This is a genomic window from Mycobacterium paraffinicum (assembly GCF_001907675.1).
Lineage (GTDB): Bacteria > Actinomycetota > Actinomycetes > Mycobacteriales > Mycobacteriaceae > Mycobacterium > Mycobacterium paraffinicum_A.
This window is the reverse complement of the sequence record NZ_MPNT01000006.1, coordinates 26,438-40,616: the sequence shown is the minus strand read 5'-3', so window position 1 is coordinate 40,616 and position 14,179 is coordinate 26,438. Positions and strand designations below refer to the sequence as shown.

Annotated in this window: 13 protein-coding genes and 1 pseudogene; 4 read left to right on the top strand and 10 right to left on the bottom strand. The window is 67.6% G+C overall.

Annotated elements, in window-relative coordinates:
- Positions 1-4 precede the first annotated feature (4 nt).
- The 5 genes from BRW65_RS08765 to BRW65_RS08745 form a co-directional block, all read right to left on the bottom strand.
- Positions 5-1,099, bottom strand: a complete 1,095-nt coding sequence (locus BRW65_RS08765; RefSeq protein ID WP_073873596.1) for a sulfate/molybdate ABC transporter ATP-binding protein — start codon at positions 1,097-1,099, stop codon at positions 5-7.
- Positions 1,100-1,120: 21 nt separating this feature from the next.
- On the bottom strand, positions 1,121-1,933 hold the full coding sequence (gene cysW / locus BRW65_RS08760; RefSeq protein ID WP_073873594.1) for a sulfate ABC transporter permease subunit CysW: 813 nt from the start codon (positions 1,931-1,933) through the stop codon (positions 1,121-1,123).
- Complete coding sequence (cysT, locus tag BRW65_RS08755) at positions 1,930-2,817, bottom strand: sulfate ABC transporter permease subunit CysT (RefSeq protein ID WP_073873592.1); 888 nt, start codon at positions 2,815-2,817, stop codon at positions 1,930-1,932. The genes cysW and cysT overlap by 4 nt, the downstream gene beginning before the upstream one ends.
- Complete coding sequence (locus BRW65_RS08750; RefSeq protein WP_073873590.1) at positions 2,814-3,845, bottom strand: sulfate ABC transporter substrate-binding protein; 1,032 nt, start codon at positions 3,843-3,845, stop codon at positions 2,814-2,816. Before BRW65_RS08750 ends, cysT begins: the two co-directional genes overlap by 4 nt.
- A gap of 316 nt (positions 3,846-4,161) precedes the next feature.
- Positions 4,162-4,356: a hypothetical protein gene (locus BRW65_RS08745; protein ID WP_066952819.1), complete on the bottom strand. Its 195-nt coding sequence runs from the start codon at positions 4,354-4,356 to the stop codon at positions 4,162-4,164.
- 54 nt (positions 4,357-4,410) lie between these two features.
- Here BRW65_RS08745 and BRW65_RS08740 point away from each other — a divergent pair, with 54 nt between their 5' ends.
- Both BRW65_RS08740 and BRW65_RS08735 read left to right on the top strand, forming a co-directional pair.
- The gene (locus BRW65_RS08740; RefSeq protein ID WP_073873588.1) at positions 4,411-5,646 is read left to right on the top strand and encodes an FAD-dependent oxidoreductase; all 1,236 of its coding nucleotides are present in this window, start codon (positions 4,411-4,413) and stop codon (positions 5,644-5,646) included.
- Between the two features lie 65 nt (positions 5,647-5,711).
- Positions 5,712-7,748: a glycoside hydrolase family 15 protein gene (locus tag BRW65_RS08735; protein WP_073873586.1), complete on the top strand. Its 2,037-nt coding sequence runs from the start codon at positions 5,712-5,714 to the stop codon at positions 7,746-7,748.
- Positions 7,749-7,778: 30 nt separating this feature from the next.
- Here the strand turns inward: BRW65_RS08735 and BRW65_RS08730 are convergent, their stop codons facing one another.
- From BRW65_RS08730 to lepA, 4 genes and pseudogenes are all read right to left on the bottom strand, one after another.
- Complete coding sequence (locus tag BRW65_RS08730; RefSeq protein ID WP_073873584.1) at positions 7,779-8,522, bottom strand: sensor domain-containing protein; 744 nt, start codon at positions 8,520-8,522, stop codon at positions 7,779-7,781.
- Positions 8,523-8,544: 22 nt separating this feature from the next.
- Positions 8,545-9,324, bottom strand: coding sequence for a sensor domain-containing protein (locus BRW65_RS08725; protein ID WP_073873582.1), 780 nt, complete (start codon positions 9,322-9,324; stop codon positions 8,545-8,547).
- On the bottom strand, positions 9,324-10,049 hold the full coding sequence (locus BRW65_RS08720) for a sensor domain-containing protein (RefSeq protein ID WP_244168051.1): 726 nt from the start codon (positions 10,047-10,049) through the stop codon (positions 9,324-9,326). Before BRW65_RS08720 ends, BRW65_RS08725 begins: the two co-directional genes overlap by 1 nt.
- A gap of 5 nt (positions 10,050-10,054) precedes the next feature.
- A pseudogene (gene lepA, locus BRW65_RS08715) lies at positions 10,055-12,050 on the bottom strand (translation elongation factor 4).
- On the opposite strand from lepA, the gene BRW65_RS08710 reads away from it, so the two are divergent.
- Entirely contained in the window at positions 12,032-12,631 is a 600-nt protein-coding gene (locus BRW65_RS08710) for a type II toxin-antitoxin system PemK/MazF family toxin (protein ID WP_073873580.1), read from the top strand. The pseudogene lepA and the gene BRW65_RS08710 sit on opposite strands and share 19 nt — an antisense overlap.
- A 75-nt stretch (positions 12,632-12,706) precedes the next feature.
- Here BRW65_RS08710 and BRW65_RS08705 read toward each other — a convergent pair whose 3' ends face one another.
- A complete protein-coding gene (locus BRW65_RS08705; protein ID WP_073873894.1) occupies positions 12,707-13,135 on the bottom strand; it encodes a CBS domain-containing protein in 429 nt (142 codons plus the stop codon).
- 198 nt (positions 13,136-13,333) lie between these two features.
- Between BRW65_RS08705 and BRW65_RS08700 the strand changes: the two genes are divergently transcribed.
- The gene (locus BRW65_RS08700; protein ID WP_073873578.1) at positions 13,334-14,173 is read left to right on the top strand and encodes a ribonuclease Z; all 840 of its coding nucleotides are present in this window, start codon (positions 13,334-13,336) and stop codon (positions 14,171-14,173) included.
- Positions 14,174-14,179 lie beyond the last annotated feature (6 nt).

Genomic DNA, 14,179 nt, shown 5'->3' with positions numbered 1-14,179 from the left:
TGCGTCACGCCGACGTCAGCGTGGTCTGATTCTCGCCCGCTCCGCCTGGACGGCTGCCGGAGTCGGCGGCGTCCTCAGCGGGAAGGGACGGCATCCGCGTCGCGCGCACGTACACGGTGTCGCCCTCGCGTAGGGCCAGGGCCTCGGCGTCGCCCCGGGTGATCTGAGCGGTGAAGGGGCCCCCGGTGGCGGCGCTGGTCAATTCCACTCGCACCTCGAACCCCAGCACGACCACGCGATCGACCGTGGCCCGTACCACCCCGATCGACTCGGCGGTGCCGTCGCCGCCCGCGATGGCCATCTCGGGGTTGCGGCCCACCCGGATGTCATGGGGGCGAACCAGATTGCCGTTCAAGGTGGACACCGCCCCGAGGAACGACATGACGAAGGCCGTCGCCGGCGCGTCGTAGACCTCGGTCGGCGAACCCACCTGCTCGACACGCCCGTGGTTGAGCACGGCGATCCGGTCGGCGACGTCAAGCGCTTCCGCCTGGTCGTGGGTGACCAGGACGGTGGTGACGTGCACCTCGTCGTGCAGGCGGCGCAGCCACGCGCGCAGGTCCTCTCGCACCTTGGCGTCCAGCGCGCCGAACGGCTCGTCGAGCAGCAGCACCTGGGGGTCGACCGCCAGCGCCCGCGCCAGCGCCATCCGCTGTCGCTGACCGCCGGACAGTTGATTGGGGTAACGGTTCTGAAAGCCGCTCAGCCCCACGACTTCCAGCAGATTGTCGACCTTCGCCTTGACCTCCGCCTTGGGCCGCTTGCGGATCTTCAGTCCGTAGGCCACGTTGTCGCGAACGGTCAGGTGCTTGAACGCCGCGTAGTGCTGGAACACGAACCCGATGCCGCGTCGCTGCGGCGGGATCCGCGTGACGTCATGGCCGTTGATCGTGATCGTCCCGCTGTCGGGCTGATCGAGCCCGGCGATGGCGCGCAACAGGGTGGACTTGCCCGAGCCGCTGGGACCCAACAGTGCCGTCAACGAGCCGGACGGTACGACGAAGTCGACGTTGTCCAGCGCCACGAAGTCGCCATAGCGTTTGTTGGCATTCCGCACGATGATGGCGTGGTCGACGGGCCGGTTGTCGTTCTCGGTCATCTACAAGTCTCCATGTCCAGCCTATCTGTCCGCCCGGGCCCGGCGAAGGTCCAGAACCACCTGGAAGATCAGCACCAATACCGCAACGCCCATCAACAAGGTCGACAGCGCGTAGGCGCCGTATTCGGCCCCGCGGTTATACCGATCCGAGACCAGCAACGTCAGCGTCTGGGACTTACCCGGCAGGTTCGACGACACGATGATGACGGCGCCGTATTCGCCGAGCGTGCGGGCGACGGTCAACACGATGCCGTAGGTCAAACCCCACCGGATGGACGGCAGCGTGATCCGCCAAAAGGTCTGCCACCAGCCCGATCCCAGGGTCGCGGCCGCCTCTTCCTGGTCGGTCCCCAATTCGTGCAGCACCGGCTCCACCTCGCGCACCACGAACGGCAGTGTGACGAAGATGCTGGCCAACACGATGCCGGGCAGCCCGAAGATGATCTTGAACCCCAGGTCCTTCTCGACGAAGCCGAACGCGCCGGCCGATCCCCACAACAGGATCAGGGCCACACCCACGATCACGGGCGACACCGCGAAAGGCAGGTCGATGACCGCCTGCAACACGCCCTTACCGCGAAACCGGTTGCGCGCCAACACCAAAGCGGTCGGGATGCCGAATACCACGTTGAGGGGCACTACGATGGCGACGACCAGCAACGTCAGGTTCAGCGCCGAGATCGCCGCGGGCGTGCTGACCCAGTCAACGAACTGGCCGAAGCCCGGCCGGAAAGTCCGCCATAGGATCAGGGCCACCGGGACAATGAGCAACACGAAAATGTATGCCAGCGCGACGAATCGGATGAGGTAGCGAACCCGGCGCGATGATGTCACGGGGCCAGCTCCTCACGCTTGGCCGCGCGCCCACCGACGATGCGCAGGATGAACAGCACGACGAACGAGATCGACAGCAACACGATGGAGATCGCGGCGGCGCCGGTGCGGTCGTCGTTCTCGATCAGGGTCCGTATCCACTGCGACGACACTTCCGTCTTGCCCGGCACCGCACCACCGATCAGCACCACCGAACCGAACTCGCCGATCGCACGCGAGAACGCCAGACCCGCACCGGACAACAACGCCGGCGTCAACGACGGCAACAGCACCGAGGTGAAGATCTTCGGGCCGCTGGCCCCCAGCGACGCCGCCGCCTCCTCGGTCTCCCGATCGATTTCCAGCAGCACCGGCTGCACCGCGCGCACCACGAACGGCAGCGTCACGAAGGCCAGCGCCACCGCCACGCCCCACGCCGTGTGCTGCAGGTGCAGACCCACCGGGCTGTTGTTGCCGTAGAGGGCCAGCATCACCAGGCTGGCGACGATGGTGGGCAGCGCGAAGGGCAGATCGATGATGGCGTCGACGAGGCGCTTGCCGACGAAGTCGTCGCGCACCAGCACCCAGGCGATCACCAGGCCGAACACCAGGTTGGCCAGGGTGACCCCGGCGGAGATGGTCAGCGTCACCCGGAACGACTCCAACGCCGCGTTGGAGGTGACCGCCAACCAGAAGGCGTGCCAGCCGCCGCCGGCGGCCTGCCAGGCGATCGCGGCCAGCGGCAACAGCACGATCACCGACAGCCACAGGGTCGCCACACCCAACCGCAGCGACGTGGTGCCGCGGGCGCGCCGGGCCTTCGCCGGGCGGCGCCCGGCGCCGCCCTCGGAAGGGGCGAGTTCGGGCCTCACGGCCTGGGGGTCAGGCGAGATCGCGGCCGTCATCCGGTGGCCTGCGTGTAGATCTTGGTGATGCTGCCGGTGCTCTTGTCGAACAGCTGCGGGTCGACCGGGGTCCAGCCGCCGAGGTCGGCGATCGTCCACAGCTTCGCCGGCGCCGGGAACTGGTCACGGAATTCGGCGGCGACGGCCGGATCGACCGGCCGAAAACCGGCCTGGGCCCACACCTTCTGCGCGGCGGCCGTGTATTGGAAGTTCTTGAACGCGACCGCGGCGTCCAGGTGCGGACTGGTGGTCACCACCGCCACCGGGTTCTCGATCTTGAACGTCTGCGGCGGGTTGATGTGCTCGACCGGCTTGCCCGCGCGCTCGGTGGCGATCGCCTCGTTCTCGTAACTGATCAACACGTCCCCACTGCCCTGGACGAAAACATCGGTGGCCTCCCTTCCCGAACCGGGACGCAGCTTGACGTGTTCATGCACCAACTTGCTGATGAACTCGACCCCGGCCTGGGCGTTGCTGCCGCCCTCGCTCTTGACCGCATACGGCGCCAGCAGGTTCCACTTGGCCGATCCCGAGCTCAGCGGACTGGGCGTGATGACCTCCACTCCCGGCCGCAGCAGGTCATCCCAGTCCCTGATGTTCTTCGGATTGCCCTTACGTACCACCAACGTCACCACCGACCCGAACGGAATTCCCTTGGTGGCGTCGGTATTCCAGTCTTTGGAGACCTTGCCCGCCTTCACCAACCGGGTGATGTCGGGCTCGACCGAGAAGTTCACGACGTCCGCGGGCTTGCCGTCGACGACGCCGCGGGATTGGTCGCCCGAGGCGCCGTAGGACGTGATCACCTGGACGCTCTTGCCTTCCTCGGCGGCGTTGAACGCGGGAATCACCTTGCTCCAGCCGGGTTCTGGGACCGAATAGGCGACCAGGGTGATGCTCGTGTGCGCGTTGTTGGGGCCGCTGCCGCCCACGACGTCACTGGGCCCGCCACTACAGCCCGCGATGACCGCCACGACGAGGGCGAAGACAGTCACCGGTCGCCAGCGCCTTGCGATGTGGTTGGGCATTCGGGCCTTCCAGGACGGGGACTTACGGACGATTGTCCCGTTGCTGCGGAAAGGCGCCTTTAACCGGAGGGAGACCTCACGAACCCATACCAGACCGCACACGGGTTTGGCAGTCAGCGACAACAGTGCACGAAGACATGGCGCTCCACAGCGGATGTCACGTGCATGGCGGGAAGCCTAACAGGAATCGGCAGGCCCGCCACCGCTCGAGGGGTCGAGCCAGCAACCTGCGCTCAGTGCGTCAGCCACCACGCGACGATGACCAGCACCACGAGCGCGACCAGAATCAATGTCACGTGCGACCGAGGCATGCGGGTTACCCGGGCGCCTCACCGGCGTGGCGGGCACGGCGCATCAGGGCGATGCTCTTGCCGAGCAGGCCGTCGAGCAGCCCCGCCGTGACCGCGGCCACCACCAGCACGACCGGCATCACCACCATGGCTTGGAGCACGAAAGCGAGCCCGGAAAGCCACAGCTCATTGCCGTCCCACCAATTCAGGAACGCGGTCACGCGGCTCACCCTATTCGGCCCTGCAGCGGAATTCCAATGTGCCAAGATCGGCGCATGTCCGCCCCGCCGCCCACGCCCGAGGCGACGGCCTGCCTGATCGCCGGTGGCGGCCCGGCGGGCATGGTGCTAGGCCTGCTGTTGGCCCGGGCCGGCGTCGACGTCACGGTGATGGAAAAGCACGCCGACTTCCTGCGTGACTTTCGCGGCGACACCGTGCACGCGAGCACCTTGCGGCTGCTCGACGAACTGGGCTTGGGCTCCCGGTTCGCCGAGATTCCGCATCGCCTCATCGACACGATCCGCATGGAGATACAGAACCAACCGGTGGCCCTCGACCTCACCCGCCTGCCCGGCGCGCACAAACACATCGCCCTGGTGCCGCAATGGGACTTCCTGGAATTGGTGGCCACCGCCGCCGAGGCCGAGCCGAACTTCCGGTTGCTGCGCAGCACCGAGGTGACCGGCGTGATCCGGGACGGGAACCGCGTCGTCGGGGTCACCTATCGCGACGGGGGCGGCGAGCTCAGGACCATGCGCGCCGAGCTGACCGTCGCCTGCGACGGCCGCTCCTCCACGGTGCGTTCGGCGGTTGGCCTCGTCCCGCACAGCTTCGGCGCACCCATGGACGTGTGGTGGTTCCGGTTGCCCCGCCACCCCGGCGATCCGCGGGGGCTGGGCGGGGTGCTGCGGGCCGGGCACGCGGTCGTCGTGATCGATCGCGGCGACTACTACCAGATCGCCTACATCATCCCGAAGGGAACCGACACCCAGCTGCGGGCCGAGGGCATCGAGGCGCTGCACCGGGTGCTGGTCGCGATGGTGCCCTGGCTGGGTGACCGCGTGCAGACGCTGACATCGTTCGACGACGTGAAACTGCTTGACGTGCAACTGAATCGGCTTCGCCGCTGGTACGCCGACGGGGTCCTGCTCATCGGCGACGCCGCGCACGCGATGTCGCCGGTCGGCGGGATCGGCATCAATCTCGCGGTGGCCGACGCGGTGGCCGCGGCGCGCATCCTGGCCGGCGCGTTGCGCGCGGGCCGGGTGCCCACCTGGCGGCTGGCCCGGGTGCAGGCGCGCCGCTGGCTACCCACCGCGCTGCTCCAGGCCGCGCAACGGGGCATCCATGCCAACGTGATCGCCGCGGCGGTGGCCCGCAACGAGGACCGCGCGCCGCGTGGCGTGCGGCTGGTGGGCCGATCCACACCCCTGCGGCGGTTACTCGGCTACCTCGTCGCGATCGGCCCGCTGCCCGAGCACGCCCCGAGGTTCGCCCGACGCCGCGGTTGACAAAGAGTGACGCCACGTCGGCGAAAGAATGGACGGGGGACCGCTCAACAGATGATGATGTCGGGATGGTCCTGCACGCCCAGCCCGACGACCAGCCCGCCGACGCCATGCCCGAGGAGGCATTTGAAGCGGCCCCGGCGGTCCTGCCGTCACCCATCGACTTCAGCGCACCAGCGCCCCTGGCTTCCAGCGGGGCGCTGCGAAACCCATTTCCGCCCATCGCCGACTATGCGTTCCTGTCGGACTGGGAGACGACGTGCCTGATCTCCCCCGCCGGGTCCGTCGAATGGTTGTGCGTGCCCCGGCCGGACTCCCCCAGCGTGTTCGGCGCGATCCTGGACCGCAGCGCCGGCCATTTCCGGCTCGGCCCCTACGGGGTCTCGGTGCCCTCGGCCCGCCGCTACCTGCCCGGCAGCCTGATCATGGAGACCACCTGGCAAACCCACACCGGGTGGCTGATCGTGCGCGACGCGCTGGTGATGGGGCCCTGGCACGACATCGAGCGCCGGTCGAGGACGCACCGCCGCACGCCCATGGACTGGGACGCCGAGCACATCCTGCTGCGCACGGTGCGCTGCGTCAGCGGCACGGTCGAGCTGATGATGAGCTGCGAGCCCGCCTTCGACTACCACCGCGTCGGCGCCACCTGGGAGTACTCGGCCAACGCGTACGGCGAGGCGGTGGCCCGGGCGACCAAGCAGCCCGACGCCCACCCGACGCTACGGCTCACCAGCAACCTGCGGATCGGGCTGGAGGGCCGTGAAGCGCGGGCGCGCACCCGGATGAAAGAGGGTGACGACGTGTTCGTCGCCCTGAGCTGGACCAAGCACCCGGCGCCGCAGACCTACGAAGAGGCTGCCGACAAGATGTGGCAGACCACCGAATGCTGGCGGCAGTGGATCAACATCGGCAACTTCCCCGACCATCCGTGGCGGGCCTACCTGCAGCGCAGCGCGCTCACGCTGAAAGGTTTGACGTACTCCCCCACCGGGGCGCTGCTGGCGGCCAGCACCACGTCGCTACCGGAAACGCCTCGCGGCGAGCGCAATTGGGACTACCGCTACGCGTGGGTGCGCGACTCCACGTTCGCGTTGTGGGGTCTATACACGCTGGGACTGGACCGCGAGGCCGACGACTTCTTCGCGTTCATCGCCGATGTGTCCGGCGCCAACAGCAACGAGCGGCACCCGCTGCAGGTGATGTACGGCGTGGGCGGTGAGCGCAGCCTGGTGGAGGAGGAACTCCACCACCTGTCCGGTTATGACCATGCGCGCCCGGTGCGCATCGGCAACGGCGCCTACGACCAGGTTCAGCACGACATCTGGGGTTCCATCCTCGACTCCTTCTACCTGCACGCCAAGTCGCGCGAGCAGGTCCCCGAGACCCTGTGGCCGGTGCTCAAGAAGCAGGTGGAAGAGGCCATCAAGCACTGGCGCGAACCCGACCGGGGCATCTGGGAGGTCCGCGGCGAGCCGCAGCATTTCACCTCGTCGAAGGTGATGTGCTGGGTCGCGCTCGACCGCGGGGCGAAGCTGGCCGAGCGGCAAGGCGAGAAGAGCTATGCGCAGCAGTGGCGGGCGATCGCCGAGGAGATCAAGGAGGACATCCTGCAGCACGGAGTGGACGCCCGCGGGGTGTTCACCCAGCGCTACGGCAGCGACGCGCTGGATGCCTCGCTGCTGCTGGTGGTGCTGACCCGGTTCCTGCCGCCCGACGACCCGCGGGTGCGCAACACGGTGCTGGCCATCGCCAACGAACTCACCTCGGAAGGGCTGGTGCTGCGCTACCGGGTCGAGGAGACAGACGATGGGCTGTCTGGCGAGGAAGGCACGTTCACGATCTGTTCGTTCTGGCTGGTGTCGGCGCTGGTGGAGATCGGCGAGGTGGCGCGGGCGAAGCGGCTGTGCGAGCGGCTGCTGTCCTACGCCAGCCCGCTGCACCTCTACGCCGAGGAGATCGAGCCGCGCACCGGCCGGCACCTGGGCAACTTCCCGCAGGCGTTCACCCACCTGGCGCTGATCAACGCGGTGGTGCACGTGATCCGCGCCGAGGAGGAGGCCGACGGCTCGGGGATGTTCCAGCCTGCCAACGCGCCGATGTAGCTCGTGGCGCTAAGTGCAGCCGGCGCCGCGTCAGCTGCGGGCGCTGAGTTTGTCCATCAGCGCGTGGGTGAGGTCGATGGCGGTGGTGTTGATGTCGCCGTTGCCCTGATCCGCTGGACCATAAATGGGAATGAAGTCGACCGTCATCTCCACCACGTACGGCCCCTTGACGCCAAGCGCCCGGGCCGTGGGGATGGCATTCAAAACCGAGTGTTGGCCGGACCCCATCGAAACCGTCGCCGCCACGACCGAATCCGCGACGCGCACGTCGGAGATGGCATCCAAACCGTAGACATCGACAGGCTTGACGGTCAGCGTGGTTCCGTCGCACTTCTGCCACTGCGCGGCGAACCTGGCGAATAGCGCGGCGGCGTCCGCGTCAGACCGCAACGCGACGACACCTTCCTCGACGCTGTCGATCTTCACCGAATCGCCTTTGTGTACCCACATTTCGGCGGCGGTTTGTTGTATCGGCGCCGGGGCATACGGGCCCCGCTGCATCCAATGGACGACGCCGATGCAGTCGGCGGGTTGCGCGTCATCCCACGCGTTTCCCAGTTTGTCGGCGCCCCCGAACTCCGAGTAATGCGGGTAGGGCTGGAACGGCTGGCCGAGCAGTTTCGCCAGCGCGGTGCCGTCGAACAAGGCCCGTTTGATGGCTGGCACGTGCCCCGCGTTCGGCGCTAGAACTGCTGTGCCGGAAGTGGTTTCGGTGCAGCCGCTGGCCAGCAGCACCGCGATCACAACGGCCGGAACGCGCCAGCGGTTCTTCACTTCGTCCCCGACCTTCCCGGCCTCACCCCAGCGCGCTGACCTTGTCCATCATCGCGTGCGCGATGTCGATGGCGCTGCGGTGCACATCGCCGGAACCCTCGTCCGACGAGCGGGTTGAATTGAAGAACGCCACTTCGACTTCGACGAGGCAGTTCCCCCGCACGCCGATGGCGCGCGCCTCGGGCCGGGGCCCGCTCGACGGTATTCCGGGCAATTGGGTGTCGATCGAAATGGTCGCGGCCAGAACGGATTCGGAGACCCTTACCTCAGAGATGCTGTCCGAGAAGACGATTGCGGGACGGTCGGTGATGATGCTGGGGCGCCCGATGGTCACGGTCGTGCCCTCACAGTCACGCCACTGCTGTGCGAACTGTTGGAACAACACCGCGGCCCCGGCGGCGCTGGACAGTGCGACCACGCCCTCGGCCACACTGATCACCTTCGCCGGCCCGCGCTGGTTCCACCACGTCTCCCGCGCGGCATTCTTGACGTCGGCGGATCGGTAGGCGTCCTTCACCATCATCGAGGTGACACCGACGCAGTTGGCGGGCGAGACCGCGCCGAAAGCCGGCGCCAGCACCTCGGGACCGCCGAACCGCGCCGGGAGTTCGTTCTTGCTTCCGAAGGACTGGCCCAGGAGCTTCGACAGCTCAGCGTCGTCGAGAAGCACCTTCTTGACGGGTTGCCCGATGACCGGCTGGGGCTTCAGATTCGGCGCGGGCCGCGCGGTGCCGTCGACAGTGCAGCCGGTGGCGAGCGCGACGGCCAGCAGGCAGGTGAGGATGGTCCGGCGTGTCGACATCAGTTGGTGCTCGAGACTTTTCGCAACATCGCCTGAACGACTTGAATGGCCCGGGTCCCGGCCTGCGCGTGCGGCCCGACGGCGACTTTGACGTCAGCGATGACGTCGCCCGTGGTTCCGACCGCCCGCTCATCCGGGGATGGCGGCGTGTGATGGTTGTCCCACGCGATGACGGTAGCGGACAGTATCGGCCCGTCGACGCGGACGTCGGTCACCTTCGAGTACAACTCGGTGTTGCTTTGGTCGTGTGTGTCGGTGGTGACCGTGGTGTCCGTGCAGCGTCGCCATTGCTCAACGAACGACGCGAAGAGTCGTTGCGCGTCGGACGTGGTCGCCAGCTCGATCGCCGCTGCTGATGCGCTGGACACTTGTATGCCGGAGCCGTAGTTCCAGTAGCCCTGCGTCGCGACACGGCGCACCGGGCCCTTTTCATAGACGAGGCGCATCGCGGGGGCGACGGCCCCGAGGCATTCGATAGGGGTGGCGCCACCAGCATCACGAATCCCATTGGGCAGCACATCGATACCACCAACCAACGGCGGACTGTGTGGCGGGAGCTCGTTCCCGACGGCGGCGCTGATCTCGGCGGTGTCCGGCAAGACCTGTCCGAGCGGCAACGCGGCCAGGCCGAGGGGGCCGGTGCGCGTTGGGGTTCCGGCCACCGTCGTGACGCATCCAGTTCCGAGCAGGCCGAGACCGACCACTCCAACGGCTCGCATCAGCATCACGACTACTTCTTGCTTTTGTCGCCGGCGGCGTCGGTGGACAGCGCCGCCACGAACGCTTCCTGCGGCACGTCCACCCGCCCGATGGTCTTCATCCGCTTCTTGCCTTCCTTCTGCTTTTCCAGCAGTTTCCGTTTGCGGGTGATGTCGCCGCCGTAGCACTTGGACAGCACGTCCTTGCGAATTGCCCGGATATTCTCGCGCGCAATGATTTTCGAGCCGATGGCGGCCTGCACCGGCACCTCGAACTGCTGGCGGGGAATCAGCTCCTTGAGCTTGGTGGTCATCTTGTTGCCGTACGCGGACGCCGAATCCTTGTGCACGATCGCGCTGAACGCGTCGACGGCTTCACCCTGCAACAGGATGTCGACCTTGACCAGCTGGGCCTCCTGCTCGCCGGCCTCCTCGTAGTCGAGGCTGGCGTAACCGCGGGTGCGTGACTTCAGCGAGTCGAAGAAGTCGAAGATGATCTCGCCGAGCGGCATCGTGTAGCGCAACTCGACGCGCTCGGGCGACAGGTAGTCCATGCCGCCCAGCTCGCCGCGGCGCGACTGGCACAGCTCCATGATGGTGCCGATGAACTCGCTGGGCGCGATGATGGTGGTCTTGACGACCGGCTCGTAGACCGTGCGCACCTTGCCCTCGGGCCAATCCGACGGGTTGGTCACCACGATCTCGGTCCCGTCGTCTTTGATGACCCGGTAAACGACGTTCGGCGACGTCGAGATCAGGTCGAGGTCGAACTCGCGCTCCAGGCGTTCGCGGGTGATCTCCATGTGCAGCAGGCCAAGGAACCCGCACCGGAAGCCGAAGCCCAACGCCACCGACGTTTCCGGCTCGTACGTCAGCGCCGCGTCGTTGAGCTGCAGCTTGTCCAGGGCGTCGCGCAGAACGGGGTAATCCGAGCCGTCCACGGGATACAGGCCCGAGTAGACCATCGGCTTGGGTTCGCGATATCCCGTCAGCGCCTCGGTCGCGCCGTGCCGCGCCGTCGTCACTGTGTCGCCGACCTTGGACTGGCGAACGTCCTTCACGCCGGTGATCAGGTAGCCGACCTCGCCCACCCCCAGGCCCGCGCTGGCCTTCGGTTCGGGCGAGACGATGCCCACCTCGAGCAGCTCGTGGGTGGCGCCGGTGGACATCATCAGGATGCGCTCCCGCGGGACGATCTTGCCGTCCATCACCCGGACGTAGGTCACCACACCGCGGTAGATGTCGTAGACCGAGTCGAAGATCATCGCGCGGGTGGGCGCGTCGGCGTCGCCCTGCGGATGCGGCACCTCGCGCACGACGTGGTCGAGCAGGTCGGCGACGCCCTCACCGGTCTTGCCGGACACCCGCAGCACGTCGCCGGGCTCACAGCCGATGATGTGGGCGATCTCCCCCGCGTAGCGGTCCGGATCGGCGGCCGGCAGGTCGATCTTGTTGAGCACCGGAATGATGTGCAGGTCGCGGTCCAGTGCCAGGTACAGGTTCGCCAGCGTCTGCGCCTCGATGCCCTGGGCCGCGTCGACCAGCAGCACCGCGCCCTCACACGCCTCCAGCGCCCGCGACACCTCGTAGGTGAAGTCGACGTGGCCCGGGGTGTCGATCAGGTGCAGGACGTACTCCTCGTCGCCGACCTTCCAGGGCAGCCGCACGTTCTGCGCCTTGATGGTGATCCCGCGCTCGCGCTCGATGTCCATCCGGTCCAGGTACTGCGCGCGCATCGACCGCTCGTCGACGACGCCGGTGAGCTGAAGCATCCGGTCCGCCAGTGTGGACTTGCCGTGGTCGATGTGGGCGATGATGCAGAAGTTCCGAATCTGCGCCGGCGCGGTGAAGGTCTTGTCGGCGAAACTGCTGATGGGAATCTCCTGGTCTGCACATGCTTGCGGCGGCGTGAACGCCGGCTCAGTTGGTATGTCCAGGGTATCTAGGCCGGGTGTCCGGGACCTACTTGGACACAATCGCACCCACGCGCGCGCGTCTATGCTGCGAATATGGCGTCTGCCCGCAAATCCCAGTGGAAGACGTTCCAGCGGTTTGCCGAGAACCTGGTCTTCGATCGGGCTCCGCGGCTGGCCAGGCACGTGCAGAACTCGCAGACGGTGCTGCGGGAACTGCAGCAGGCCGTGAAGATCACCGCGAACGTCATCGCGGCCGCCGCGCCGCAATCGCCCGCCGTCACCGCCGGCCGGCCGGTGACCAGCACGAGCTTCCCCACCGCCCACCGAGCGCGCAAGCTCGTCTACGCCCCCGACCTCGACGGCCGAGCCGATCCCGGCGAGATCGTCTGGACGTGGGTGGTCTACGAGGACGACCCCACCCGCGGCAAGGACCGGCCGGTGCTCGTCGTGGGGCGGGATCGCCGCGTGTTGCTGGGATTGATGGTGTCCAGCCAGGAGCGCCACGCCGAGGACCGGGACTGGATCGGGATCGGTTCGGGGGCGTGGGATTACGAGGGCAGGCCCAGCTGGGTCCGGCTGGACCGGGTGCTCGACGTGCCGGAAGAAAGCATCCGCCGCGAGGGCGCGATCCTGGATCGGGAAATCTTCGACCTGGTCGCCGCGCGGTTGCGTGCCGACTATGCGTGGAGCTAACGCCTCAGCAGGGCGTAACCGGCCCGAGCGAACGGCCGAATTTCCGCGCTGACTGCGCGTTCGGCGAAGCGGCGCTCAGCCCTGGGTGATGTAGGACTGCAGCTGCTCGTGCTCGGCCTCGAGTTCTTCCATGCGGGTCTTCACCACGTCGCCGATGCTGACGATGCCGATCAGCTTCTTGCCGTCGAGCACCGGGACGTGCCGCACCCGGTTCTTCGTCATCAGCACGCTCAGCGAGTCCACCGTGTCGGCTTTCGTGCAGGTGGCTACCGTTGCGGTCATGATCTTCGAGATCGGCCGCGACAGCGCGCTGGCGCCATGGGTGTGCAGCTGACGCACGACGTCGCGCTCGGAGACGATACCGACGACACCCTCGTCGCCGACCACCACCATGGCACCGATGTTCTGCTCGGCCAGGCCCGCGAGCAGTTCTTTGACTGTTGCCTCGGGATTGATGGTCACCACCGCCGCGCCCTTGTTCCGCAAGACGTCTGCAATCCGCATCGAGGCCTCCAGCTGGTTGTGATCGGCTTCACACCAGGCTACGGCCAACTCGCGCGGCGCAAAAGCCACAGCGAGAACCAGTGGCCGATCCGTGTCCATACCCTGACGTCAGCGCCCGAAACCGGCGCCTGACGCCGCGCCGAGTCGGATCGCACGATTGGGCCACTGGGTAGGCCCCGGCCTTGCAAGATAAGGGCCATGATCGAGATCACGCTGCTCGGGACGGGAAGCCCGATCCCCGACCCCAACCGCGCCGGGCCCTCGACTCTGGTGCGGGCCGGCGGGCAGGTGTTTCTGGTGGACTGCGGGCGCGGCGTGTTGCAGCGCGCGGCGGCGGTCGGCGTAGGCGCGGCCGGATTGTCGGCGCTGCTGATCACCCATCTGCACAGCGACCACATCGGAGACCTCGGTGATCTCCTGATCACCCGGTGGATCAGCACCTTCGCACCCGACCCCGCGCCGCTGCCGATCATCGGACCGCCCGGGACCGCGGAAACAGTCGAGTCCACACTGCACGCGTTCCGCCACGACATCGAGTACCGGCTCGCCCACCACGCCGATCTGAACGCCCCGCCGGCGGTCGAGGTCCGGGAATGCACCGACGGGGCGGTGTGGGACCGCGATGGCGTGGCGATCCGCGTCGCGCCCACCGATCACCGACCGGTAGCGCCGACCATCGGGTTCCGGATCGACTACGGGACGGCGTCGGTGGTGCTCGCCGGGGACACCGTGCCGTGCGCGGGCCTCGACGAGCTGGCCGCCGGCGCCGGCGCGCTGGTGCACACCGTGATCCGCAAGGACATCGTCGGCAACATCCCGCAACAGCGGCTGCAGGACATTTGCGACTACCACTCGTCCGTCGAAGAAGCGGCGGAAACCGCCGCCCGTGCGGGGGTCGGCTCACTCGTCATGACGCACTACGTGCCGGCGCTGGTGCCGGGCCAAGAAGAACAGTGGCGGGCGCTGGCCGCCTCGCGCTTCGGCGGGCGGATCGAGCTCGGCGACGACCTGCATCGCGTCGAGGTCGACGCCCCATAACTCTCT